General features: G+C 47.1%; 20 protein-coding genes and 2 pseudogenes. 10 read left to right on the top strand and 12 right to left on the bottom strand.

The genetic code is table 11. The features are described from left to right. Both CAG69_RS12340 and CAG69_RS12345 read right to left on the bottom strand, forming a co-directional pair. Nucleotides 1-832: pseudogene (locus CAG69_RS12340) on the bottom strand (LysR family transcriptional regulator); the annotation flags it as partial. 80 nt (nt 833-912) lie between these two features. Beyond that, nucleotides 913-1,782, bottom strand: a complete 870-nt coding sequence (locus CAG69_RS12345) for a helix-turn-helix domain-containing protein (protein WP_161444417.1) — start codon at nt 1,780-1,782, stop codon at nt 913-915. A 125-nt stretch (nt 1,783-1,907) separates the two neighbouring features. Here CAG69_RS12345 and CAG69_RS12350 point away from each other — a divergent pair, with 125 nt between their 5' ends. Together CAG69_RS12350 and CAG69_RS12355 are read left to right on the top strand one after the other, a co-directional pair. Beyond that, entirely contained in the window at nt 1,908-3,056 is a 1,149-nt protein-coding gene (locus tag CAG69_RS12350; protein ID WP_161444419.1) for an aminotransferase-like domain-containing protein, read from the top strand. A 409-nt stretch (nt 3,057-3,465) separates the two neighbouring features. Continuing rightward, nucleotides 3,466-4,494: a hypothetical protein gene (locus CAG69_RS12355; protein WP_161444421.1), complete on the top strand. Its 1,029-nt coding sequence runs from the start codon at nt 3,466-3,468 to the stop codon at nt 4,492-4,494. 79 nt (nt 4,495-4,573) lie between these two features. Here CAG69_RS12355 and CAG69_RS12360 read toward each other — a convergent pair whose 3' ends face one another. Beyond that, nucleotides 4,574-4,900 carry a DUF4156 domain-containing protein gene (locus CAG69_RS12360; RefSeq protein WP_053304580.1) on the bottom strand — a complete coding sequence of 109 codons (327 nt, stop codon included), beginning with the start codon at nt 4,898-4,900 and terminating at the stop codon, nt 4,574-4,576. A gap of 224 nt (nt 4,901-5,124) precedes the next feature. Between CAG69_RS12360 and CAG69_RS12365 the strand changes: the two genes are divergently transcribed. Then, nucleotides 5,125-5,835, top strand: a complete 711-nt coding sequence (locus tag CAG69_RS12365; protein ID WP_161444423.1) for a lipoate--protein ligase family protein — start codon at nt 5,125-5,127, stop codon at nt 5,833-5,835. A gap of 59 nt (nt 5,836-5,894) precedes the next feature. Here CAG69_RS12365 and CAG69_RS22770 read toward each other — a convergent pair. After that, nucleotides 5,895-5,972 (bottom strand): annotated as a pseudogene (locus CAG69_RS22770) (VOC family protein); the annotation flags it as partial. Nucleotides 5,973-6,120: 148 nt separating this feature from the next. Here CAG69_RS22770 and CAG69_RS12370 point away from each other — a divergent pair. After that, entirely contained in the window at nt 6,121-7,689 is a 1,569-nt protein-coding gene (locus CAG69_RS12370; protein ID WP_161444425.1) for a DEAD/DEAH box helicase, read from the top strand. Nucleotides 7,690-7,780: 91 nt separating this feature from the next. Here the strand turns inward: CAG69_RS12370 and CAG69_RS12375 are convergent, their stop codons facing one another. Further along, a complete protein-coding gene (locus CAG69_RS12375; RefSeq protein WP_161444427.1) occupies nt 7,781-10,660 on the bottom strand; it encodes an MGH1-like glycoside hydrolase domain-containing protein in 2,880 nt (959 codons plus the stop codon). Nucleotides 10,661-10,880: 220 nt separating this feature from the next. On the opposite strand from CAG69_RS12375, the gene CAG69_RS12380 reads away from it, so the two are divergent. Next, nucleotides 10,881-11,792, top strand: a complete 912-nt coding sequence (locus tag CAG69_RS12380; protein WP_020841841.1) for a LysR family transcriptional regulator — start codon at nt 10,881-10,883, stop codon at nt 11,790-11,792. Here the strand turns inward: CAG69_RS12380 and CAG69_RS12385 are convergent. Next, nucleotides 11,745-12,680 carry a LysR family transcriptional regulator gene (locus CAG69_RS12385; RefSeq protein ID WP_161444429.1) on the bottom strand — a complete coding sequence of 312 codons (936 nt, stop codon included), beginning with the start codon at nt 12,678-12,680 and terminating at the stop codon, nt 11,745-11,747. The genes CAG69_RS12380 and CAG69_RS12385 overlap by 48 nt on opposite strands. Before the next feature lie 216 nt (nt 12,681-12,896). On the opposite strand from CAG69_RS12385, the gene grxB reads away from it, so the two are divergent. Further along, nucleotides 12,897-13,526, top strand: a complete 630-nt coding sequence (gene grxB / locus CAG69_RS12390; RefSeq protein ID WP_100088690.1) for a glutaredoxin 2 — start codon at nt 12,897-12,899, stop codon at nt 13,524-13,526. A gap of 10 nt (nt 13,527-13,536) precedes the next feature. Further along, nucleotides 13,537-14,661, top strand: coding sequence for an alkene reductase (locus CAG69_RS12395; protein WP_161444431.1), 1,125 nt, complete (start codon nt 13,537-13,539; stop codon nt 14,659-14,661). A gap of 83 nt (nt 14,662-14,744) precedes the next feature. Here the strand turns inward: CAG69_RS12395 and CAG69_RS12400 are convergent, their stop codons facing one another. From CAG69_RS12400 to CAG69_RS12410, 3 genes are read right to left on the bottom strand one after another with little or no spacing between them, the layout of a single operon-like run. Then, nucleotides 14,745-15,803, bottom strand: a complete 1,059-nt coding sequence (locus CAG69_RS12400) for a zinc-binding dehydrogenase (RefSeq protein WP_161444433.1) — start codon at nt 15,801-15,803, stop codon at nt 14,745-14,747. 4 nt (nt 15,804-15,807) lie between these two features. Continuing rightward, entirely contained in the window at nt 15,808-16,320 is a 513-nt protein-coding gene (locus CAG69_RS12405; RefSeq protein ID WP_161444435.1) for a 2,4'-dihydroxyacetophenone dioxygenase family protein, read from the bottom strand. Nucleotides 16,321-16,369: 49 nt separating this feature from the next. Beyond that, complete coding sequence (locus CAG69_RS12410; protein ID WP_161444437.1) at nt 16,370-17,131, bottom strand: SDR family NAD(P)-dependent oxidoreductase; 762 nt, start codon at nt 17,129-17,131, stop codon at nt 16,370-16,372. Between the two features lie 131 nt (nt 17,132-17,262). On the opposite strand from CAG69_RS12410, the gene CAG69_RS12415 reads away from it, so the two are divergent. Then, on the top strand, nt 17,263-18,264 hold the full coding sequence (locus CAG69_RS12415) for a helix-turn-helix transcriptional regulator (protein WP_161444439.1): 1,002 nt from the start codon (nt 17,263-17,265) through the stop codon (nt 18,262-18,264). 64 nt (nt 18,265-18,328) lie between these two features. On the opposite strand, the gene CAG69_RS12420 is transcribed toward CAG69_RS12415, so the two are convergent. From CAG69_RS12420 to ehuR, 3 genes are all read right to left on the bottom strand, one after another. Further along, the gene (locus CAG69_RS12420) at nt 18,329-19,606 is read right to left on the bottom strand and encodes a TRAP transporter large permease (protein ID WP_005392736.1); all 1,278 of its coding nucleotides are present in this window, start codon (nt 19,604-19,606) and stop codon (nt 18,329-18,331) included. After that, complete coding sequence (locus tag CAG69_RS12425) at nt 19,603-20,160, bottom strand: TRAP transporter small permease (protein WP_161444441.1); 558 nt, start codon at nt 20,158-20,160, stop codon at nt 19,603-19,605. Before CAG69_RS12425 ends, CAG69_RS12420 begins: the two co-directional genes overlap by 4 nt. A gap of 132 nt (nt 20,161-20,292) precedes the next feature. Next, nucleotides 20,293-21,726 carry a MocR-like ectoine utilization transcription factor EhuR gene (ehuR, locus tag CAG69_RS12430; RefSeq protein WP_161444443.1) on the bottom strand — a complete coding sequence of 478 codons (1,434 nt, stop codon included), beginning with the start codon at nt 21,724-21,726 and terminating at the stop codon, nt 20,293-20,295. Nucleotides 21,727-21,999: 273 nt separating this feature from the next. Here ehuR and doeA point away from each other — a divergent pair, with 273 nt between their 5' ends. Next, nucleotides 22,000-23,187 (top strand): ectoine hydrolase DoeA, encoded by a 1,188-nt coding sequence (doeA, locus tag CAG69_RS12435; RefSeq protein WP_005392731.1) that lies wholly within the window; start codon nt 22,000-22,002, stop codon nt 23,185-23,187. 54 nt (nt 23,188-23,241) lie between these two features. Next, on the top strand, nt 23,242-24,249 hold the full coding sequence (gene doeB, locus CAG69_RS12440) for a N(2)-acetyl-L-2,4-diaminobutanoate deacetylase DoeB (protein WP_161444446.1): 1,008 nt from the start codon (nt 23,242-23,244) through the stop codon (nt 24,247-24,249). The last annotated feature ends 41 nt before the right edge of the window (nt 24,250-24,290 follow it).

Below are 24,290 nucleotides of genomic sequence, written 5' to 3' on the forward strand. Positions count from 1 at the left end.
CCTTAGGCGCAATTAAACGAGAGCTTGGGTACACAGCCCAAATCCCAGCATCCATCGCTAAAGGGTGATCTTCGAGTACTTCCACTAGCTGACCACTTTGTAATTCTTGATAAACACTCCAAACCGAGTTGATAGAAATACCTAACCCGTTTACCGTCGCGTCTCTCATCGCATCACCATTATCGGTTTTAAAACGACCAGAAGTTCGTACATTGAGCATTCCATCTTTTGTATTAAATGACCAATTATTCATTCCAACTAAGTTAATACATTCATGATTCGTCAAGTCTTGGGGCTTGTTAGGTCTCCCAAATTGTTCAATATAATCTGGTGATGCAACGATAATACGACGATCTGGCGCAAGCTTTCTTGCAACCAATGAAGAATCTTTCAACTCAGCGACACGAATGGCGACATCAAAACCTCCCTCAACCAGATCAATAATGGAATCAGAAAATCGGCAGTCCACGGTTAACCCTGGGTAACGCGCCATAAAACCTTTTAATGCAGGCACAATATGCAAGCGACCAAAAGTTGCAGAGGCGGTTATACGTAATACTCCCGTTGGCGCACTCTGCCCTGACCCAACAGCTCCCCTTGCTGCCTCCACTGTTGCAAGGACCTCCTCCGCGTGAGGTAAAAAAGCCTACCCCTCTTCAGTTAAGGAAACTTTGCGTGTGGTGCGATGAACTAAACGAACTCCTAAGCTGTCCTCAAGTTTATTGATGTGTGCGCTAGCGACAGCAGGAGAAAGTCCAAGCTCCTGGCCAGCCATGCTGATGTTGTGTGTCGAAGCCAAACGGACAAATAGCTTTACATGATCGATGTTCATTTAATTTTCAATTATTTGTAAAAAATCACCATATAGAGCTTAGCATTTTCTTCCTTACGGATAGTAAATAAATACTCCAATTAGAAAAAGCTGATGGGCAGATAGAAGTCCAGCTCAAACGCCTCATCATGGCTAAGGAAATGGTTTTTCTGATAGTGAACATAAGCGGGTGTAGAACGCTGCTTAAAGCCTGAATTCGGCAACCACTTCTCTAACACCATACTCAATTGAGGAAGAAGCTCACCATATACGCCCGTTAAGCGAAAGACGGCATGTAAACCGCCTGGGATGGTCATTTGATTCACGACGCCGCGCACTTTGAGCGGCGTATCAATCGCCATACAAGCCACATAACGACACTTGTCGAGTTCGACCCAAGCAGGATTGGAGTGATGCAAGCCATATTGAACCGAAAAGTCCCGATTCTCAGAGCTTGCCCACGCCTTCAAAATCAGCCACGCATTGCGAATGGAACGGCTATAACCCTCATGCCGCACATAAGCCGCAAAGCGTTGTGGAACCTCCATAATTTTAGGTTCTGGCAACTCGCGTTTCGCAACCCGATGATAACCCGTAGCCACTTCCGGATCCTTCAAATACGGCTTTTCTGCGACTTGTAAATCATGCTTTCGCCACGCACCGGGAGACATAGCGAACGTCGCTTTAAACGCTCGGCTAAAAGAAGATACCGAGCTAAAGCCGCACTTGTTAGCAATATCTAACACCGATGAGCTGGTATCAAACATCAGTTGGTTGGCGGCGTATTCCATTCTTGTGCGGCGGATATATTGATGGATGGACTCCCCCACGACATCTTTAAAAATACGATGGAAGTGCTGTTCAGAATAGGCTGCTACATCTGCTAGCTCTTTAGCCGATAACTCTCTGCTAATGTCCTGATGAATGTAAAACAGCACGTCATTGATTCTGGAAACTTGTTGATGGCTCACGGAGTAAACTTTCGCTTAAATAGCATAAATGGACATGTTTAACAGCATAAATGGACACACCAAGCTTGGCAATTTACCTATACTATTTCTGACATAAAAAAAGACAATTACGAGAAGCAGAGCACATGGAAATCGCACAGTCATTACAACAAACTAAGTCATCCTACATCCGAGAGATCCTCGCAGCAGCGAGCGATAAGAACGTCATTTCTCTTGCAGGTGGCTTGCCGGACGAAAAAACCTTCCCGATCGACTTAATGAAACCGACGCTCGAAAACCTCACTAATATGCCAGAGGTGTTTCAATACGGCGCAACAGCAGGCTACGCCCCGCTACTTAACTTTTTGACCGATTATTACCAACTACCGGAATCTCATTTGGCGATGATCACAACGGGCTCTCAGCAAGGGCTAGATTTGATTGCGCGTGCGTACGTAAATCCGGGCGATAAAGTGGTGATGGAAGCACCGAGCTACCTTGGTGCTATGCAAGTATTCGGTCTAGTGCAAGCCAACATCGTGACCGTTTCACAAACCGAGTGTGGCCCAAACCTTGAAGAACTCGAACAATGCTTTGCCACGCAGCAACCAAAAATGTTCTACGCCGTACCCGATTTTCACAACCCAACGGGCGTATGCTGGGCGCTAGAGACTCGCCAAAAAGTTGCCGAGCTTTGTATCCAATACGACGTTGTATTCATTGAAGACGCACCATACCGCGAGCTGCGTTTTTCTGGTGAAGCACTACCGCTAGTTTCAGATTTCTGCCCGCAACACTCCATCGTATTGCGCTCTTTCTCCAAAATAGCTTCACCAGGCTTGCGTATTGGTGTAGTTACGGGCAAAAGCAGCTACCTTGAGCCACTCATCAAAATTAAACAAGGTGCCGATCTGCACTCTAGTATTCCTATGCAAGCTTTGCTGCATGGTCTACTGCAACACGACAACTTCGAAACGCACATTTCAACCATCTGTGCGCTTTACAAATCACGTTACGATGTCATGTTTGCTGAGCTGCAAAAACAGCTGCCAGAAAGTTGCGTACTCAAACCCGTCGATGGTGGCATGTTCGTTTGGGTCGAGATTCCAGAATGCGACACCTTCGAACTGGCGAAAAACCTTCTCGCAAACTGGGTTGCCGTAGTGCCGAGCCCGGTCTTTTATCCAGAAGGTTCAAAGGTAAAAGCCGCTCTGCGTCTTAACTTTACCAATGCTACACCAGAAGAACTGACGACAGCTGTCTCTCGACTCGCGGATGTCCTCAACACGTTGTAATTGAGCGCGAGTGTAAGAACCTGCCTTTGAGATTCGAAAAAGTCTCAAAGGCAGCATCAAAAAAGTTCCCCAAAAAATTTATATTTTTCCTTCAAATCAACTCTCTACAGTAAGTGCCTGTTTTCTCTTGAACCTCTCACTCATATAAAAATGAGAACTCAATCACGTATTTGATGGTTAGAAAAGTTACGTCTATCTTTCAGTCAAAGACATCAACTTCGCAGCGTTAATGCTCTCAATTTCAGACACTTTATCAATCATGGCTTAGCGATTGATAAACGACTAAAAAAGCATCTGTGGGCATACCCACTACGAAGGGTTGACCAGAACCATTCTGAATGTCGCGAGCCAATCTTTTGATTGGCAATTACGTCAGTGAATCGCACCAAATGACAGAGGGGTTATCAGGATGAATACTCGAACCACGACAGGACTCGTCACCATCGGCTGGTCCGTTACACTTTCACTTTTTACCGCATTCGCCGTGTATGCCAATACGTCGCCAAACTGTAGTGACGTATTAGCGGGCAACACAACCGCCGCATCGCAAAAAATGATGGTTTTATTGGGCGAAGACATCACCAAATCCAACCGTATAACTACGGTGATTCCAGCCGAAAACAATCCATTTGTGACCGAAGAACTGGTTTCGGTTTCTAACGACGTATCGCCAAACGGTCGTCTTTCACAAAAGAGTTTGGAAGAGATTCAGAAAGTCCGCTCAAATCTAGAGAAAGCAGCACAGGAAGTAAGCCGATTACAGGGCACTTTTGAAGTGGCTTTCATCAGTTTGATTGATGGTTACTGCCAATTTTCTAATCATAAACGTACTCAACATGCCAAAATCGACTTTGACCATTTGGAAGGCCTCACTTTGTATTCAATCCCCGCTTTAATAGCAATGGTCGATCAGTCGTACTCCATGGCAAAGAATCGAATCGCTAATGAGCAGAAACAGTTAAGCGACATTGAAAAAGAGAAACAGCGGCAGAAACAACAAGCAACCGCGGCAGCAGCCGCTCGTTACCAAGACGGTAACGTACTCGTAAGAGTCGAGAACTTTGATGGCGCTAATGTGACATTTTCCGTTACTAACATTGGATCACAAGGATCATTACAACCAAATTTCAACACGTTTAATGCATATCGCACAGAAAGTGGAGAATTAATCTACAAGTCAGAATCTTTATTACACCTGGCGGATACTGCAGGTAACACACTTGAAACAATGGGTATCGCTGAGCTCTCATCACAAGGTGGAAGTGACATATCGATCTCTCCTGGAGAAACCCGAAAATTCGTTACTAGCATTGCTTCAGAAGTCGCGCCACATACGCAGTTGAGCTTAGAGTTTCCAGCCAAAGTGCTTAATACTGAGCGAGACTTTACATTGTCGTTTTCTGATACATCAGCGGTGGCGACAGCAAACGTCAATTAACGTAAGGTAGCCAGTATTTGTAGAGCGCATCAAAGACAGGCGAGCAGCGCCTGTCTTTCAATTATGATCAAACCAATAGCTACTGTTTGCACTTGTAAGCATTTGCAAACATCGTCACTGACGTAGAAAAGCTCAACGGTTGATATAAGTACAAGGTATCTGCGCCTAAATCTGCCGCCTTGATGCACATTTGGTTTAACGTACCCCAAACCATGTCTTTATCGGCGTGAAGCCAATAGTCGTAAAAGTGTCCTTCTGAACCGATCACGGTACCCATTAGTTCACAGTTTTCAATCGCATTCACATTGTCCCAAAGCACCTGTACTTGCTCAGATTCTTGAGTTGGGAACGTCACACATCCCGTTAATGATGCCGCTAACGCGAGAGTCATCACTCGCTTTTTCATACTTATATCGCCAAAATTTTTCATAGATGGCAGATTTTATGAATGGCTGATGTGATGACTAGCAAAAACTTTTTATCGCGTGTTCAAGCAGAATTAATGGACAACGGAAAAGATCCAAAAGATGATCATACAGCTAGCGAGCAAAAGCCTAATCACTCAGACCTAGCAATAAAGCTGTATCTGAGATACAACAGTAACGATTAAATAGCCGCGAGGGATAGAGTTTGGTTGCTAAAAATAAGCTAATTCGCTACACAGCTACGGAAGTCGCTGATGCATTTGACAAAGAAGATGAGCTCATTAAACAAGTTCAGTCCAACCAACTCTCGCAAGTGCTATTGCTTTGGCAAGTAAAAAACCCAACGCTCGTGCTTCCCGCTGGTAAGAAATGGCCAGTGTCTAATGAGTTAGAACATGCGTTAAACATGTCGGGCTGGAAACTCTTTTCCCGTAAAACCGGTGGTGCACCAGTCCCTCAAGTGCCAGGTATTATCAATCTATCCCACATTTACCACTGGCCAGAAGGCGAGCCTTACAACATCAAAAAAGCGTATCTCGATTTATGTGCGATATTAACGGTTTTCTTTAAACAGCTCGGCGTGAAAGTGGATGTTCATGCAACGCCTTATTCCTACTGTGATGGCGAGTACAACCTCAACATTGGCGGGCAAAAAATCGTGGGAACCGCACAGCGTGTTTTACTTAAAAAAGGCGGCGGACAAGTGGTGTTATCACAAGCATGCATTCTGATTGATGTCGACGTCGAGAAGATTGTCGAACCAGTACGAATGTGTAATCAGCTTTGCGGTCACAGCGATGATATTCGTGGTGATGTCCACACACCGCTCTTCCATCATATATCCGACCGCCCGTCGGTAGATTCGCTCTTTCAGCAATTGACGAGTGCGTTTTTAACGCATGCAAAAGCGGAGTAATGAAAGGAGCAAGCCTCCCCCACACTCCGAACAGCATTTGATAAACTAAAACTGCATACCGTGATAGCGATGTAAGAATGGGCATCGCCAACGTAAAACCATTCAATCGATCGACCAAACCAGTTATCAGTTTTGCCTGCCAAAAAGAAATGAGATCCAGTTCAAATATTTATCCATGACGGAATTAGTTGAAGCCTGCGCGTAAAAGCCTCAGAATGTCGCACTTTTCGCACCGATTTATTTTCGGCGCGTTGTTATCTAACTCTACAATTGAGAATCATACATATGGGTTTTACCTCTTTAGGTCTATCTGCTCCAATCCTTAAAGCTATTCAAGAAAAAGGCTACGACACCCCTTCGCCAATTCAGGCAAAAGCAATTCCTGCTATTTTGGAAGGGAAAGACGTAATGGCAGCAGCGCAGACTGGTACAGGTAAAACCGCAGGCTTTACGCTACCGATTCTTGAGCGTTTATCGAACGGCCCTCGCGTTCGTGCTAACCAAGTTCGTGCACTTATCCTGACGCCAACGCGTGAACTGGCGGCTCAGGTGCAAGAAAACGTGTTTATGTACGGCCGTCACCTTCCACTAAGCAGTACGGTGGTTTTTGGTGGTGTGAAGATCAACCCGCAAATGCAGCGTCTTCGCAAAGGTGCGGATGTGCTGGTAGCAACACCAGGCCGCCTGATGGATTTGTACAACCAAAATGCGGTCAAATTCGACCAACTGGAAGTGCTAGTACTGGATGAAGCAGACCGCATGCTGGATATGGGCTTTATCCGTGATATTCGCAAAATCCTAGCCCTGCTACCAAAACAGCGTCAGAACCTACTGTTCTCGGCGACTTTCTCGGATGAAATCCGCGACCTTGCGAAAGGCTTGGTGAACAACCCGGTTGAGATTTCCGTTAACCCGGCAAACTCGACAGCGAGAACGGTTGAGCAAAGCATCTACCCAGCAGACGTGAAGAAGAAAGCACCGATGTTGGTTAAATTGATCAAAGACGGCGATTGGAAGCAAGTGCTGGTGTTTACGAAAACGAAACACGGCGCAAACCGTCTGGCGAAGTTCCTTATCGAACAAAATCTACCTGCTGCTGCCATCCACGGCAACAAGAGCCAAGGCGCACGTACCAAAGCACTGGCGGATTTTAAATCGGGTGAAATTCGTGTGTTGGTCGCGACGGACATTGCTGCACGCGGTATCGATATTCCGCAATTACCGCAAGTGGTGAACTTTGAGCTACCTAAAGTGGCAGAAGACTACGTTCACCGTATTGGTCGTACTGGCCGCGCGGGCGAAGTAGGTAAAGCGATTTCACTCGTGTGTGCGCTAGAAGCATCTGAGTTGTTTGCGATTGAACGTTTGATTCAAGAAGTACTACCACGTAAAGAGCTGGAAGGTTTTGCGCCAACCAATGTGGTGCCAGAATCTAAACTGGATACTCGACCAATCAAACCGAAAAAACCTAAGAAGCCGAAAAAACCAAAAGCGCCAAATGCTGCAAGTGAAAACGCCCCAGCAGCCGAAAAGAAAGCAGGCAATGGTGCAAACAAACCTAAACGTCGCTTCAACGGTGGTAACAACGGCAACAAAAACAGCACCAACCAAGGCGGTGCGGGCAAGCCTAAAGGCAACCGTGAAGGCCAAGGTCGCGCAAACAGTAAACCAGATGACCGTAAACCTAACGGCAACAAGCCAAATGGCAATAAACCGAGTGGAAATAAACCAAACGGTAATAAGAGTGGCAACGCTGGTAAACCGTCTGGTAACCGCAAGCCAAACAATGCTAAGCCTGCAGGAAACAAACCGTCAGGTCAGCGCCGTAAGCCTCGTCCGCAGGCTGCAAACTAATCTGTAAACGGCCTCCGATAGCAAATACAACAAAGCCGCTGATAATCTCTGCGGCTTTGTTTTTCTTAGAACACAGCTTTGTTAAAACAGCCTACATTAAAGGTGTGATTCGAATATCTGCGATTTGCGCTTCGTTCTTTTCACCCTCAATACCACCAGCGTAGATGTAGGTTTCATTCGATGTGAGGTAACTCATATTGAAGTGATCCTTCAGCGCGATCTGATAGGTTTTCCCCTGCTCCAACGCCACTTCAATTGGCGTTGAGTAACGCATACCTTGGTTTTCACCAATATGGCCCATCTGCAAGTAACCTTGACCAACCACTTTACCTGCATCATCCAATACCTCTAACAATTTCACGGTGTTCGTGATGCCGGTATTAAGTTGTCCTAGGTTATTGTTGTACCAAGCATCGAACTGGTAAGTGCCCGTTACAGGAGCTGTAAACGACTCTGCACCCTTTACGATGCCACTGTCTTTGCTCACCGTAACCACTGAGACATTGTCTTTGAGTGGCTGATATTCGCCATCAAGTTTGATGCGGCTCTCTTCACCGACACAAACTGGTTGGCTTGGGTTAGAACGGAAGCCTTTATCGTTAATGCTTTCAGCCAAATAACAAGCAAAACCTGTTGGCGTATCGGAATAAGATTGAGCAATCACGTTCTTTTGAATCAGCTCGCCATTGCGATACAAGTTCACGTTGTACTTGCTCGTCACATCAATCGAAACCGAATTATCAACGCTTGTTACCACCAATGTTGGCTCTTGCGGAGAATAAACGCGGCTGTCTTCACTCACATACGGTTTCACCCCAGAAACTAAAGTAATGCTGCTATCTACATTCACAAGCGCGCCCAGTGTCACGTGGAAATGCCCCTCTTCATCCATCGTGACATTTTCAACTGGGTAGTAACCTGTTTCATCTTTACTTGCTTCAGGCAAGTCAATCGTTACCGAGTAGTTCTTTCCTTTGAAAGCAAAGTTTTCCAACGTGATTTGTTCAGACTGAGCCAACAAGTTATTGCGCACCCAACTTGTGATAAATGGCTTCACTTCCAACTTACCTGTTTCGGTATGGATGCCGAATAGGGTCTCTACCACCATGTTCAAGTAGCCACCCACAGACCAAAGCTGACGCTGAGAGTTAATCACTGGGCCATCCAAGCTCGGATCTTCGCCATGATCACTATGGATGATGAATGACTTACCAGAAAGCCACTCTAAGTTTTCCATGTTGGATAAATTGGTTGCTGTACCACGAACCAACGATTGAATGGCATTGTTCGCTGCTGCCACGTTTTGTGTTTGATGCGCGGCGCGCAAGCTGTACGCGGTAACAAATGGCCAAATTGCGCGGTTATGGTACACAGGCACGTCTGGTTGTTGAGGGAAATAAACCGGCACGCCAAACTCACTGTGTGGGTAATTGGCCATGATTTGTTTCGCCTGCGCATCACTTGCCACACCACTGATGATCGCCAGTGCTTCGCCCAACATGTCGTATTTGTCGACCGCGATGTCTTTGCCATTATCAAACAAATAACTTACGTACATACCGCGTTCGGCATTCCAAAACTGCTCGTTGATAGCGTTTTTTAACTGCGCAGCCCATTCAGTGTATTTGACCGCGTTGGTTGAGTCGTACTTCTCTGCCAACTTAGCCGCGAGCTGAATCGCGCGGTAGTGAACCACGTTTGTCGATAACGCTTTGCTGCTACCAATCGCATTGACATCGTTTGGCGTCCACGTTGAATACGTTTGCTCACGCCAATCAAGGAATGACTGCTCACCAGTGTATAAACCAGATTTCGCATCAAAAGCCGCCAGGCGATCGGCTTCAAGTGTATTGCTGATAGCGTTATATGCGCGCTCAGCAAACTGGTTGTACTCTTCTCCATCCAATGCCGAAAGTAAGCGTTCTGCACCAAGCGCCCAAGTCGTGCGGTCGGTACTGATTGGCCAGCTGCCGCCTGTGCCCGTGTCTTGCACAATCTGCTCGCCATCGTATTGCTGATCGGTCGTGTCGCGGAAAGCGGACAATTTGAAATTCAAACCATTTTGCACGCGAGTTGGATTCATCAATGCAAGCGAAAGGTCTGCTGCGTACGCCAAATCACGCGTCCACACGTAATGCCACTTCGCGCCCGTCTCAAAAACTTCCGCTTTGATTGGGTTGTTGTAGTTGTAATTGCCGTCTTTGATTTCAGAAACGGCAAGCTGGTCTAGCTCTTTCATCGTCAACGCAAACAACGCGTCAAACGCGACATCACCCGATACCACTCGCGGCCCTGTTTGTTCATTAATCACTAAGCCTTGGTCGAGCGCATCACGCAATTCTGTCGTCGTTGAAATACCAAATTCACGCAGTTCAGCTTTAGGATCTTTCACCGAGAAAATCACGGTATCACTCGAGTCATCGTAATTGGCGAACAGTTTCACTTCTTTACTCTGATGCCCTTCATGCACCATTGCAGGGTCGAGAATCGCATCAGAGTAGTATTTTTCCGCTTCTTCTTGCGTTGCTTTCGTCACAGTCATTGTCGCGCGACTTTCATCGGCAAAGCTCACAGAAAACTTGTAATACCCTTTGTCTTCAAACGTGATCTCAGAGTTGCAATCATCGTTCATACACGCTTCATTTGTGTCTGGTTTTGGCAGGTACTCCTGAGCTTTATCGAACGCCGCGGGCTCCTCAAAATAGGTGTATTGGATCTGCCAACCCGGATCAGCAATCTTGAACTGATTGCTACCTCGAGCGACGCGCAGTACGGTTTCGTACTCGTTATTACCCAAATAGTTTAGCTTGGCATGCTCTGCCGTGCCCCAATCCCCATTTAAACCACGTAAATATAAGTCGGCTGAAATAATTGGTTTGTCGACCGGCACAGGTGCATCAGAAGAATCTGCCCCACATCCAGCAAGACCAATACAAGACGCGACAGCAAGCGCAATAAAACTCGGTTTCATGTTCATCCCTTAGATTGTTGTTTTGGCGACAGTCTAAAGAACACCCTTTTGATGGGAAAATAGGAAGTCAGGAGCGAGCTATAGATAACATCTATACGTCAAACCCCAACAGTGATGTAGATCTATGAAATGCGCATAATTTCAATCAAATGAGATTACAGATTTGTGATTTATAAATGAAATTGTGCAAAATACCCCTCGTTCTTAGAGGGGAAAGAAAATGGACAAATCTCTGCAGCAATTTTTACTGGTTGCACGCTGCCAAAGCATCAGCGCTGCGGCAAGAATGGCAGGGTTAAGCCAGCCAACGGTAACAAGCAATTTAAAGAAGCTGGAAGAGAATCTCGGCGTGACGCTGTTTGAACGTCATCCTAATGGCATGGTGTTGACCGAATACGGACGCATCCTCTATCGCCATAGCAACGCGATGCAGCATGAATACAACCAAATGATGCAAAGCATTGATGAACGGAAACAGTACCAAGTCGGAAAAATTAAAATGGGTACTGGCGATGCGTGGTGGCCGCTGTTCGTCAAACAAGCACTCAATGAACATCTGACCAAGCAGCCATCGGCATCTACGCACGTCGAATTTGGCAACCACTTAGGCTTGATGGATTCATTAATCAACGAACAGATTGAATTCTTCATCGGCCACGAGATTGTCGGCTTGTCGTCTAAATGCGATGTTACGTTTATTCCGCTATTTCAAACGGTTGATGCCTATTTTGTTTCCCCAAACCACCCACTTCTAGGGAAAACCGTCACCGAAGAGATGCTGCACGAATACCCTGCTCTTTCGGTCACTTATGACGCAAAGAAATTCGCTCACGTCATCGACAACCCAATCCCGAAACAAAATGAACGCGAAAGGCAGCAACTGGATGACAGACCGACTTACGAAGTGGATTCTCTGCTCGCCAGTATTGATGTACTGAAAGAAAGCGTCGCGGTGATGTCTTACACCCGCCATCTGCAACCGTATTTGGAATCCTTTGGCTTACGATGCTTAACAATGGAAAACGAACCAAACCCTGGCACCGTCGGGATTTATCGCCACCGCCGAGAAACCTCTGAATCGCATCTAGATCTGATTGCTGGCATCACTCAGCGCGCTAAATTGCTCAACTAGAAAGTCCAAAAACAGGCGAACTCTTTTCGGTTGATATTGGCGGCTCTGATAAATGACATGCAGATCCGCTTCAGCGCCTTGCGAGAAGGCGCTGAAGTTTTTCATATACCCATCCAAAACCGTTACTAAACATTGTTGTTTGAGGTCTTGCTGAATATCTAAAATCGATTTCAGCGCAATCCCGGCACCGTCCAACGCCCATTGTCGAATCACTTCACCATCATCAGAAAAGCGCTTTGGCGTGACCGTAATCGATTGGTGAGACTCTTCATCTTTAAAGTGCCACGTTTTTAATTCTTCATTGCTGCGCACCATGGCTAAGCAGCGATGGGCCGCGAGATCTTGTGGACAGTTTGGGACACCTTGCTTCGCCAAGTAATCAGGTGACGCGCACAGCACGCGTTGACTCGACGCCAGCTTGCGCGAAATGAGATTGCTGTCCGCTAACTCACCGTAACGAATCACTAAATCGAGCCCCGATTCAGCCAAGTTCGATAAATTGTCATTAAGATAAAGATAAGGCGTCACATCCGGATATTGCTCAGAAAAAGCCGACACCATCGGCGAAATAATTTGTTTGCCAATATCTCGTGGAGCTGAAATTTTCAACGTTCCGCGCACTTCCGAAATACCCGTTTGCAGTAAGTTTTCCGTCTCTTTCACGCTATCAATGATGTTCAGACAAGCTTGATGGTACATTGCCCCTGCGTCCGTGAGTGATACGTGGCGTGTGCTTCGGTTGAGCAGCTTTACGCCATAGCGTTCTTCTATCGCTTGCAGCCTTGCCGTTACCGTCGCCGGAGACAAACCTAACTCCCTTCCCGCCGCTGCCAGACCTTGATGTTTAACGATGCTGACAAACAACGTCATATCCGAAAACTTATCCATCTTCGCGCCCTTATTATTTGGAAAAACTGAATAATCAATTCAGATATTACCCAATTATCAAATTAAGTCGAATCCATATACTGACCCCATCGACATTGTTTAGACCCAGAACGTTATGTGACAGGGCAAAGTTAAACGCCGTAACGCTGTATTCGGCGTCACTGTGTTCAACGCACAACAACACGCCCTGCCCAGCCAAGAGATAGGAAACAAAAAATGAAACTGTACATTTATGAACATTGCCCCTTTAGCGCCCGCGTCCGTTTTGTTGCAGGCATGCTGAATATTCAGCTCGACGTCATCAACATTGCTTATGACGACGAGAGCACCACCACAAACATCATCGGCGCAAAACAAGTTCCTCTTTTGATCAAAGACGATGGCGAAGCGATGGCGGAAAGCTTAGACATCATCAACTACTTCCTTGAATTGGCATCTTCCAATGAAAGCAGCCAACCCTCAGCACCGGTTTTAGACTGGCAAAAACAGGCGTTTTTACCGCTACAAAAAGTCGGGTATCCGCGTTGGTCAAACATGACGTTACCGGAATTTGCAACAGAAACCGCTAAACAAGCATGGCGTGCAAAAAAAGAAACCGAAGCATTAAATTTTGAAGCCTTGATTAACGATACACCTGCGATTGCGAAAGAAGTCGCCGCTTTGATAGAACAAACCAAATCCTTGCTCAACCTAAGTTCAGAAAAGCAAACGTCACTGGTTGATCAGGCCATTATTTTCTCCATTCTACGCGGCTTTTTCAGTGCGCCCGAAGTGCAATGGGATCCAGCCGTACTTCACTGGATGGCAACCGCTCGTAAAGCGACCAACGTGCCAGTACTTATCTGAGGAGCGCAACATGAAACAAAGAACAAATAAGCTGTTTGAACCAGCTCAACTAAAAGCGTTGTCACTACAAAACCGTATTGTCATGGCACCAATGACTCGCGCACGCACCACTCAGCCGGGCAACATCCCGAATGAGATGATGGCAACGTATTATCAACAGCGCGCTTCTGCCGGGCTGATCATTTCCGAAGCCACACAAATTTCGGACGATTCTCAAGGCTATTCGTTCACCCCTGGCGTTTACACCGATGCGCAAGTGACGGGCTGGCAAGGAGTGACCCAAGCGGTCAAATCACAAGGTGCAGCGATGTTTTGTCAGCTATGGCATGTGGGCAGAGTGTCTCACCCAACATTCCAAAATGGTGAACAGCCTATCGCGCCATCTGCGCTCGCTCCGGTAGAGACACAAGTTTGGATTGCAGATGAACAAGGCAACGGCAATATGGTCGATTGTGTTGAGCCTCGCGCCATGACACAAGCGGATATCAACCGAGTTGTCGGTGATTTCGCGAACGCAGCCAAACGCGCCATTGAATCGGGTTTTGATGGTGTAGAAATCCACGGCGGGAATGGGTATCTGATCGACCAGTTCTTAAGAACCAATTCAAACCATCGGACAGACAACTACGGCGGTTCACGAGAAAATCGTATTCGTTTTCTTATCGAAGTGGTGGATGCAGTTATCGCCGCTATTGGTGCGCATCGAGTTGGAGTGAGATTGGCACCATTCATTACGTTTAAAGATATGGACTGCCCAGATATCGTGCCAACGATCTTGGAAGCATCAAAACAGCTACAGGAGCGCGACATTGCCTACTTGCACTTGTCCGAGGCCGATTGGGCCGATGCACCAACGATTCCTGAGACGTTCCGAATCGAACTTAGAAAACGCTTTCGCAACGCGATCATTGTCGCAGGTCGCTACGATCCTCAACGAGCAAACGAAGTGTTAGAGAAAGGTTACGCGGATCTTGTCGCATTCGGACGACCATTCGTAGCAAACCCAGACTTAGTCTCTCGCTTGCAACATCACCATCCGTTGGCAGAACTCGATGGCTCAACGTTGTTTGGCGGAAACGAACGAGGCTACACCGATTACCCTGCTCTGCAACAGGAATGCGCAGAACAGGCCTAACAAAAAAAGCCCCAACCTAGCTGCTACGGTTGGGGCTGTCACCAAACTAAAATTGGTTTTAGCTAGCTTAATTTGGCTAAGAGTTAAATCACTTCTAACGCGCCGCTGCGCCAAGGTTCGATAATCACTTTGATGTGGTCATTGGGAGTCATTAACTGTCTAAACGCATCTTCCACACCATCTATCCCTACTTTGGCAGTGAGCATTTTCTGCCAAGGCAACTTATGTTCGGCAATCGCTTGTAGGCATTGCTCAAACTCGTGCGGCTGGTAGTAGTAAGAGAATCTCAAGTCGAGCTCTTTTACCGTCGCGTACGCGTAGTTAATGATTGCGGGTGTCGTATGGATACCCGAGATGACGATTCGCGCTCGGGCAGGGGCGCGGCGCATAAAATCGTCAATCAAAGTATGCTTGCCAACACACTCGTAAATGACCAGACGTGAGTTCATCGCGTACTGCTCACCAACGGCGATCTCGTCTTCCTTGGTCGGGTTGATCAACCGATCTGCGCCAAACTCGCTGGCAAGTTGCAGCTTCTCTTCCTGAAGATCGACCGCAAGAATATTGCTCACGCCGCGTTGTTTCAGTGCTGCAATCACCGCCAGCCCTATAGGACCGCAACCGACAACCAGTGCTCTTTCTTCCGTTTCGATTTCACTGCGATTGACCGCGTGCAAACCGACCGCCAGTGGTTCGGTCAGTGCCGCCGCCTCAGACGGCATTTCGTCTGGGACAGGCAGCAATAACGCTTCATCAAGCAGGAAGTACTCAGAGTAAGCACCATAAGTACCCGGAGTGACACCAACGCCCGCGCCATTTTGACTGAGCAACATCGGCACAGAGGTGACTCGGCTACCAACGGGCAACGTTTGCTGCGTATCGGCACCGTATTCGACAATTTCCGCACAGAATTCATGTCCCAACATCACTTGAGCGTGCTCACCGACTTCATCGGGCATCAACCCGAGCTGGTGGAATACATCAAATACCTCATCCGCGTGTCGAGTAATGTGAAGGTCGGAGCCACAAATCCCACAGGCAAGGCTGCGAACCAACACTTGTCCTGCTGCGGGCTGGGGTATTTCGACTTGCTTCAGGCGGACACTACCATCCTGCATTACGATACTGTTCATCTGTTGCATGGGGTTACTCCGCTAGCTCATCGCTTAGGCCAGCAATCGCACCCGGTTTGATGTAGCGCGCGGTGAAGCCTTGTGCTTTCGCTGTTGCAATAACAACTTGCTCAATCCAACCCGCATCCATGATATTGATGAAGTTGCCTTCTTCGTCAAAGTTAATGTTTGCACCTTGGATCACCATAAAGCCATCTGCACCACCCGACTCTTCTGGACAGTGAAAGGTATGAATCGAACCACCTGGCTCATATAAATAGCTACCTGCGGTTTGAACTTGGTCTGGGTATTCAATGTAGTGCCAAGCGCCGCTTAGGGTATAGAAGTGCACCACACCAGTGTGGAAGTGCTTAGGCAGAGTGATACCCGGTTTGAATTTGGCACGAATCACCCACGTACCATTTTCTGGGTCAAGAAACAGCGGGTAAACATCAACACCCGGTAGCGCGTCTTTGATGATCGACTCTTCATTCGTATTAAGAGTTAATAGGAAATCTTGATGCTGAATAACTTCTGGTAATGACATAACTTACATCCTCACTATTGCTGTAATTTGGCGTGCTCGCCTATTCCATCTATCCCATGAGTGGGTACTTAAAATTCTCGAAACCGTCAGATGCGCTAATGGTGCAGCCGTTGATACAGTTTGCTTTTTCGCTGACAAGAAACGCTACCACGTTGGCAATCTCTTCTGGTTGCGTGAAGTTTTGACGCATCTGTTCTTTGCGGATGTGGTCCCACAAGCCAATCTCTTCGTATTGCCTTAACATCGGAGTATCAACGCGTCCCGGAGCGACGGCACACACACGAATATCCAGAGGCGCTAACTCTAAAGCGGCACATTTGGTCATCATATCGACTGCGGCTTTGCTGACGTTGTAGGTAAACGTCATCTCGGAGGCCATTTGGGCGTAAACGGAAGAGGTATTGAGGATCACGCCCGGTGTCCCTTGCGCTTGGAATTGTCGTGCAGCGGCGAGAATGCCATAGTAAACGCCGTTTTGGTTGACTTTAGAGATAGGCTCAAAGTCGGCGATAGGATCATGTTCAAGCAGAGGTTTCGGTGCGCCGATGCCTGCATTGTTGACCATGATGTCAAGTGAGCCAAATTGTTCGACCGCGTACTTCACCATGGCTTCGACTTGTTGGTAATCGGTGACGTCCGCAACAAAGGTTTCCAACTGCTTAAAGCCAAAACTTGCGTACATTTGCAGTGATTGCTCTGAAATATCGACAGCAAGCACTTTGGCTCCTTGCTCTCTTAGCTTTGCAATAATAGCTTGCCCAATTCCATCCGCAGCGCCAGTCACTATGGCAGTTTTATTGATAAGTTCCATACAGCTTCTCATCCATGCGTTGTTGTTATCGAAATGTAACTTAGATCAACTCACTGGCACTCACTTGACCTTTTACGAAGTAAATTTGATATATTACGATTTACAACTTGTTAACATTTTAAAATCGAGACATGTATATCGTACGAAGTGGCGCTGCCGATAAATTTGATAGCTTGGTTTCAGAATTAGGTCAGAATCCGCAAAAGATAATGGCCGCTGTTGGCCTGTCTGCCGCGCAGTTTCGCGATCCCGATACCTATCTCGCCTACCCTAGGTTGGCTGAATTACTGGAAGAAGCGGCTGCTCGTTGTAAGCAACCGTTGTTTGGTGCGTTACTCGCCGAGCGCCAAAACCTGCAAAGTTTAGGCGATTTGCCGATGCTGGTTTCCCGTGCTGAAACGGTCGGTGATGCATTGGCGCGGGTGAATGATTATCTCTATCTGCATTCGTCAGGCGTTACTCTCAACATGACGCCACAAGATGATTGGGTACGATTGTCGCTCAATATTGATGTGAATAGTGACCGCGGTATTGCGCAGTTGATGCAGCTCAGTGTGTCACACTTAGCCATGTTTATCGCCAGTTTGCTCGATATTGAAGCAAGCCACTTCGCGCTACATTTGACTCAACACGCAACATTGGAAGTAGAGCAAAGCAAGTTTGCCCAACAGAACAAACTGCGTTTTGGTGATAAGTTTGACGGTATCCTACTTAAAGCGAGCCTGCTTAACGCTAAGAACCACCAAGATGAAGACGCACTAGAGCGCCATTTTCAGCAGCACCTCAAGTATTTACAAACCCGTTATCCTAACAATCTGAGTGATCAAGCAGCGAATATGATTGGTCGTTTGTTGTCGACGGGAGAATGCAGCGTGGAGCGCGTTGCAAGAGCATTAGACCTGCATCCGAGAATGCTGCAAAGCAAGCTAAAGCAGCAGAGCACGAGTTATCGACAGCTGTTGCAGCAAGTGCGTCAGGATTTCGCCGAGCAGCGTTTAAGTGAGAATATTCAGAGTATTACCGATATCGCGTTGCAACTGGGTTATGCAGAAACTGCGGTATTCAGCCGCCACTTTCGCAGTTGGACAGGAAAGTCGCCTAGCCAATGGAGACTGGAGAACAGAATAAGTTGAACCAGTTTGAGAGCATAGATTAAAAAGCCGCCGATATTCAGCGGCTTTGAGCGTTTAGTCGATACTATCGAAACGCTAAATCACGTAAGAAAAGTGAAATCGAAGGGAAGAAAATCAGCATCACAGAGACCAAAAGCAAGATGAACACAAACGGTGGCGTGCCGCGAATCACTTCTACATAAGGGCGTTTAAACACGGCAATCGCGGTAAAAATATCACAACCGAATGGCGGCGTTGCAGAACCTATCGCTGCTTGCAAGGTCACGATGGTGCCGACAAGTACTGGGTCAATGCCAGAGGACTTAATCACAGGTGCAAAGATAGGGATCAAAATCAGCATCACTACGATTGGATCAACGAACATACAACCAATAAAGAACGCAATTGAAATAACGACCAGTAACTCGGTCTGCGAAAGATCATTAATCCCGATCATACCCAACAATTCTTGCGGGATCTGGGCAAATGAAATTACCCAAGAAAAAGCAGCCCCTGCTGCGACTAAGATAAATACCACCGCGGTAACCATGCCCGTAGAAAGCGCGATTTCGCCAAGCTCCTTCCATTTCACTTTACGGAAGATAACCATTTCTAATAACACAGCGTACAACACCGAAACCGACGCCGCTTCGGTAGGGCTAAATACTCCAGCATAAATACCGCCAACAGTAATGATCGGAAAACCAAATGGTAAAACCGCTTTACGTATTGTGGTCCAACGTTCTTTCCAGCTGGCTCGCGGGGCATTTTCTACAGAGCTTTTGCCTGCATAAAAATAACAGTAGGCAGAAAACATCAATAAAATCACGATCGCCGGTCCAATACCAGCAATAAACAGCTCAGCAACCGATGTTCCAGACACCACACCATAGATGATCATACCGATACTCGGTGGAATAAGGAGCGCTAAGTCAGAGGCGTTAATAATCAAAGCCAGAGCAAAACTGTCTTTGTAACCATACTCCAACATTTTCGGTCGCATAATAGAGCCAACAGAAACAACGGTGGCTTGTGTAGACCCCGATACCGCACCAAACATCGCACAGCTAAGCGATGAGGTGATCGCCAGACCGCCACGAACGTGCCCAACAAACGCCATTGCAACATCTAGCAAACGCGTTGCTGCTACGCCTCGGGTAATAATTTCTGCCGCGAGAATAAACATAGGCACAGCGATCAGCGCAGCGGGTTTGATGCCAGCAAGCATTTGCTGGATCATAAAATCTGGCCCCAAGCCAAGAAAAACAATAAATCCCAACATGGTCGCCGCTAATAGCGGTACCAACATCGGAAAGCCAAAAGCCAACAACGTGATCATCGTTGCAACAAGAGCGGTCGTCATAGCGCTTTCTCCTGCTTAGTGGCAGAGCCGACGCCATCTGGTCGAGATGAGCGTGAACGCTTTGTCAGCGTTATGAAACGTTTGATATGGCGACCACCCACACGCGCGAACTGAACCGTGCTAAAGAAAAGGCCAATCGGTGCGATTAAGTACACCCAACTCAAAGGTACTTGCATTGCAGGAGAAAGACGCCCCATTTGGCTCACCTTGCCAATGTATTGCCACGAATACCAAGTTAGCACCGCCACCAATGCGGCGGTGAGTAAATAAATAATGCCGTTGGCTAAAGTTTGTATACGCTTTGGAAGCATATCGGTAAATGCCGTCATACGGATATGGCGAGATTGGCGGGCAGCATAACTGCAACCAATAAACGTGACGGCGATAATGAGGAAATAATTGAGTTCTTCTGAAAAGTAGATGCTTTGGCTAAAGAGGTAGCGCCCTAAAACGTTAGCAATTGAGTTCAACGCAATAAGAAGCACCGAGCCAATGAGCAGTGCCGCCTCCGCTTTCTGTATATATTTATCTAGCCACTGAAAAATCCCTTTCATCCGCGCTGCTCCTGATCAACAAAAATGTTAATGAAACGTTATCTTTTTCATGACAATCAAGTCAATCAGGTGAATAAGAAAGATTTTCTGAACTTGGCGCTTTCGCAGAAAAAATTGGTCAGAGCATACTGCTCAGACCAAAAAGTGAGAGGTTGGAGGGTTTGTATCGAGAATTTCTGCAATCACAGATAACCCATGCTTGATGTAGCCTCGATTAGTCTCTGCTCCCAAACTGATTCGCACGTAAGGCATTGGCTGATTAGTATCGAGAACAAAAGGTTTATACCCCGTTATCTGCACCCCAGAACGCTTAGCCGAAGCGACCAGATCATCACTGCTCCACTGCTCGGGTAACCTCAACCAAATGTGCTGACCATTAGGGTGTGAGCTATAAACATGCCCTTCTAAAGTGGCTTTTGCTATTCGCTGGCGCTTGGCAAATTCATTGACTTGAAATCGAATAAGTCGATTTAATGTACCGTTCTCGATCCACAAATGAGCGACTTCAAACGGTAACGGGGTCGCAGACCAACTCGTCGCAGCTAAACGGCCAATCGCATGCTGCAAAAAATGACGTGGGACCGTTAAATAGCCCGTACGCATACCTGGCGCTACGACTTTGGTTAAACTGGTAACATAGAAAGCCTGCTCGGGTAACAGTGCGGCGAGAGGTGGGACACGATTGGGCTCTAGTGCCCCATACACGTCATCTTCAATCACGTAGATCTCATACTGCTTCGCAATATTTGCTATCGCCTCTCGGCGCGAAATATCCATATGCGCACTATTCGGATTGGCCATGCTCGGTGTGCAACACAGCGCCTTGATTGGTTTGTGTTTACATGCCCATTCAAATGCATCCGGCGTGATACCAAACTCATCCATCTCAAGCGGCTGTAACTTAAATCCAAGCATTCTCGAGCGAGAGATCAAGCCATGATCGACTAAGTGGCCACAAGCGACTAAATCACTGTGTTCAACAACGGTGCTTAAAGCCAAGGTCAAGCCATGGCATGCACCGTTTGTGAGTAATATTTGATCGGTACCAACGTCCAACCCTTGGCTACTGAGAAATCGCGCTCCGGACTCAATATGATGAGGCTGACCTGTTACTGGCTTTGCTTTACTGATCAAACTGCGATTGTTTGTTTGCCCAGCAATTTCCATTAACGCCTGATTAAAAAGCGTAATGTGGCGATCGGTTACTACCGGATGAGCGATCGACATATCAATTTCATCCGGTGTTTCTTTCATCTCTTGCGTCAGCATGAACTCCGTGTCCGTGCTTTCATCCACAAAGCCTGACTTTACAAACGTACCGTTTCCCACCCAAGACTCGAGCGCACCTTTTTTCTCCGCATAACCATATGCATGGCTGACGGTTTGTACGCTCACGCCAATTTGCTCCGCAAACTCACGATGTGTGGGTAGTCGAGTACCGGGTTTTAGGTAACCACTGCGAACACATTCGACAAGATAATTGCCAATGGAGATGTACTTAGCGGTGCCTGGGCGAATGATCGGGTTCAAAGAAATTGTCATGACACAATATTTTAATTGATTCATTTTTAATGCTCATTGTAACTTCAATTTAACAAATGGCGAGTTTTTAGCCATCAAATGCGGTGTAATGCACAAAAATGAGCCACAATTGTAATGATTGACATGAAAAATATAGATTCAACAAACATGTTAAATGGCATCGTTTAATCCAAACCCAGCCGCAGTGGTGAGTTGCAATAGTTTTTAAACGCAGGTCTGGCTGACCTGGTAGAAGGTAGAAATACCTCAACGTCTCCGAAGGCCCATAAGGCGTCGGATTTTTAACAAGGAGAAAATATGAGAGGCGTTGCTTTGCATTTTACACTGGATGAATTCCAGGACCGATTAACAAAAGTTCGGCAGTCGATGGAAGAACGAGAGTTGGATGTCCTTATCATTCACGATCCTTCTAACATGGCATGGCTGACAGGTTATGACGGTTGGTCTTTTTATGTCCCACAATGTGTCGTTGTAGGATCATCTGGCGAGCCTGTTTGGTTTGGGCGCTGCCAAGATGCCAATGGGGCATACAGAACTGCATATATGTCGGCAGAAAATATCACCTACTACCCAGACCATTATGTGATGAACCCACCATTGCACCCAATGGATTTTCTGGTAGAAGCGGTACTTGCCCCGCGTCTTTGGGATCGAGGCCGTATCGGTGTGGAAAAAGATAACTATTACTTTAGTGCCACCGCTTACGAGTCACTCACCACGCACTTACCGAATGCTCAACTTCTCGATGCAACCGGGCTAGTCAATTGGTGTCGCGCCGTTAAATCTGATCAAGAACTGGCTTATATGTACCGCGCAGCTCGCATTGTTGAAAACATGCATCGCGTCGCGTTCGATATGATCGAGCCAGGATTGCCGAAACATCACCTTGTCGCCGAGATTAACCGCCAAGCAGTACTTGGGCATGAAGATCACTTTGGCGATTACACCGCGATCGTACCGCTTTTGCCATCTGGTTCTGATGCTTCTGCACCTCACCTAACGTGGGATGATAGACCTTTCAAAAAAGGCGAAGGTACTTTTTTCGAAATCGCTGGCGCGCATCGCCGTTACCATTGCCCACTCTCTCGCACTATTTTTCTTGGAGAACCGGACGACAAATTCAAACGTGCAGATGAAGCATTAACTTTAGGTCTCGAAGCAGGCTTAGAAGTGGCAAGACCAGGCAATACCTGCGCCGACATCGCCAATGCATTGAACCAAGTACTCGATAAAGCAGGATTCTCACGTGAAGGCGCCCGCTGTGGTTACCCAATTGGTCTGAGCTACCCTCCTGACTGGGGCGAACGAACCATGAGCTTGCGAGACACCGATAAAACCGTATTAAAAGAAGGCATGACATTCCACTTTATGCCGGGGCTATGGTTTGAAGATTGGGGGTTAGAAACCACCGAAAGCATTGTGATCACCCGTGATGGTGCAAAAACACTGTGTGATTTCCCACGCCACTTATTTGTTAAACACTAACTTTTCAAACCGTAAGTTCTGTTGAACTAGGCTTAAGAACAAAAAGGACTCGATATGCAAAAGAGCTCGATCACAGCCACCGTAGACTTTGACCGAGAAGGCGTGCAGCACGGCTTTTTAGCGCTGCCCTATTCCCATGATGACTCCGCTTGGGGAAGCATCATGATACCTATCACCGTGATCAAAAATGGTCACGGACCAACGGCGCTGCTTACTGGCGGTAATCATGGTGATGAATACGAAGGCATTACCAGCCTGCTTAAATTGGCAAACTCGCTGCAAACAGAGCAAATCCAAGGGCGCGTCATTATTGTGCCAATGATGAACTTACCTGCGGTACAAAATGCCTCGCGCACATCGTCTATCGATAAAGGGAATTTAAATCGCAGCTTTCCCGGAAACCCTGTAGGCTCAGTGACCGAAAAAATCGCGGATTACTTTACTCGTTACTTAGTACCCATGTGCGATTTTGCGTTAGACATTCATTCAGGTGGAAAAACGTTAGACATCGTGCCTTTCGCCGCAGCCCATCGTCTCGACAACCTCGATCAAGAAGAAGCATGCATCTTAGGTGCGAAACTGTTTGGCGCACCTTACACCATGATCTTGCTCGAAATGGACGCCACTAGCCTGTACGACACCGCAGTGGAATCTCAAGGCAAAATTTTCGTCACCACAGAGCTCAGAGGTGGCGGAACCAGCACTCCAGAAACCATCGCTTATGCCGACCGTGGTATTCGTAACTTCTTGCGTTTTTCGGGCAACTTATCAGGTGATTACGAAAAACCAACCCTGCCAACTAGGTTGCTTGATATGCCCGATGCAAGTTGCTACGTGCAAAGCCAGCACAACGGTATCACCGAATACTTATTTGAGCTTGGCGATACCATCAAACAAGACGATGTACTGGCAAGAATCTATTCAACCGAGCGTACAGGGAGCGACCCAATCGAATACAAAGCGCAGCGCAGTGGGATTTTTGCTGCACGTCGTTTCCCTGCCATGGTCAACATTGGTGACACGGTCGCCGTAATTGCCGAAGACTGTGGCGAATTAAACTAACTCTTACTAAACACGACACAACATCGGGTCTGGTGTATCAC

The organism is Vibrio sp. V43_P6S15P86 (assembly GCF_009904725.1).
GTDB lineage: Bacteria > Pseudomonadota > Gammaproteobacteria > Enterobacterales > Vibrionaceae > Vibrio > Vibrio diabolicus.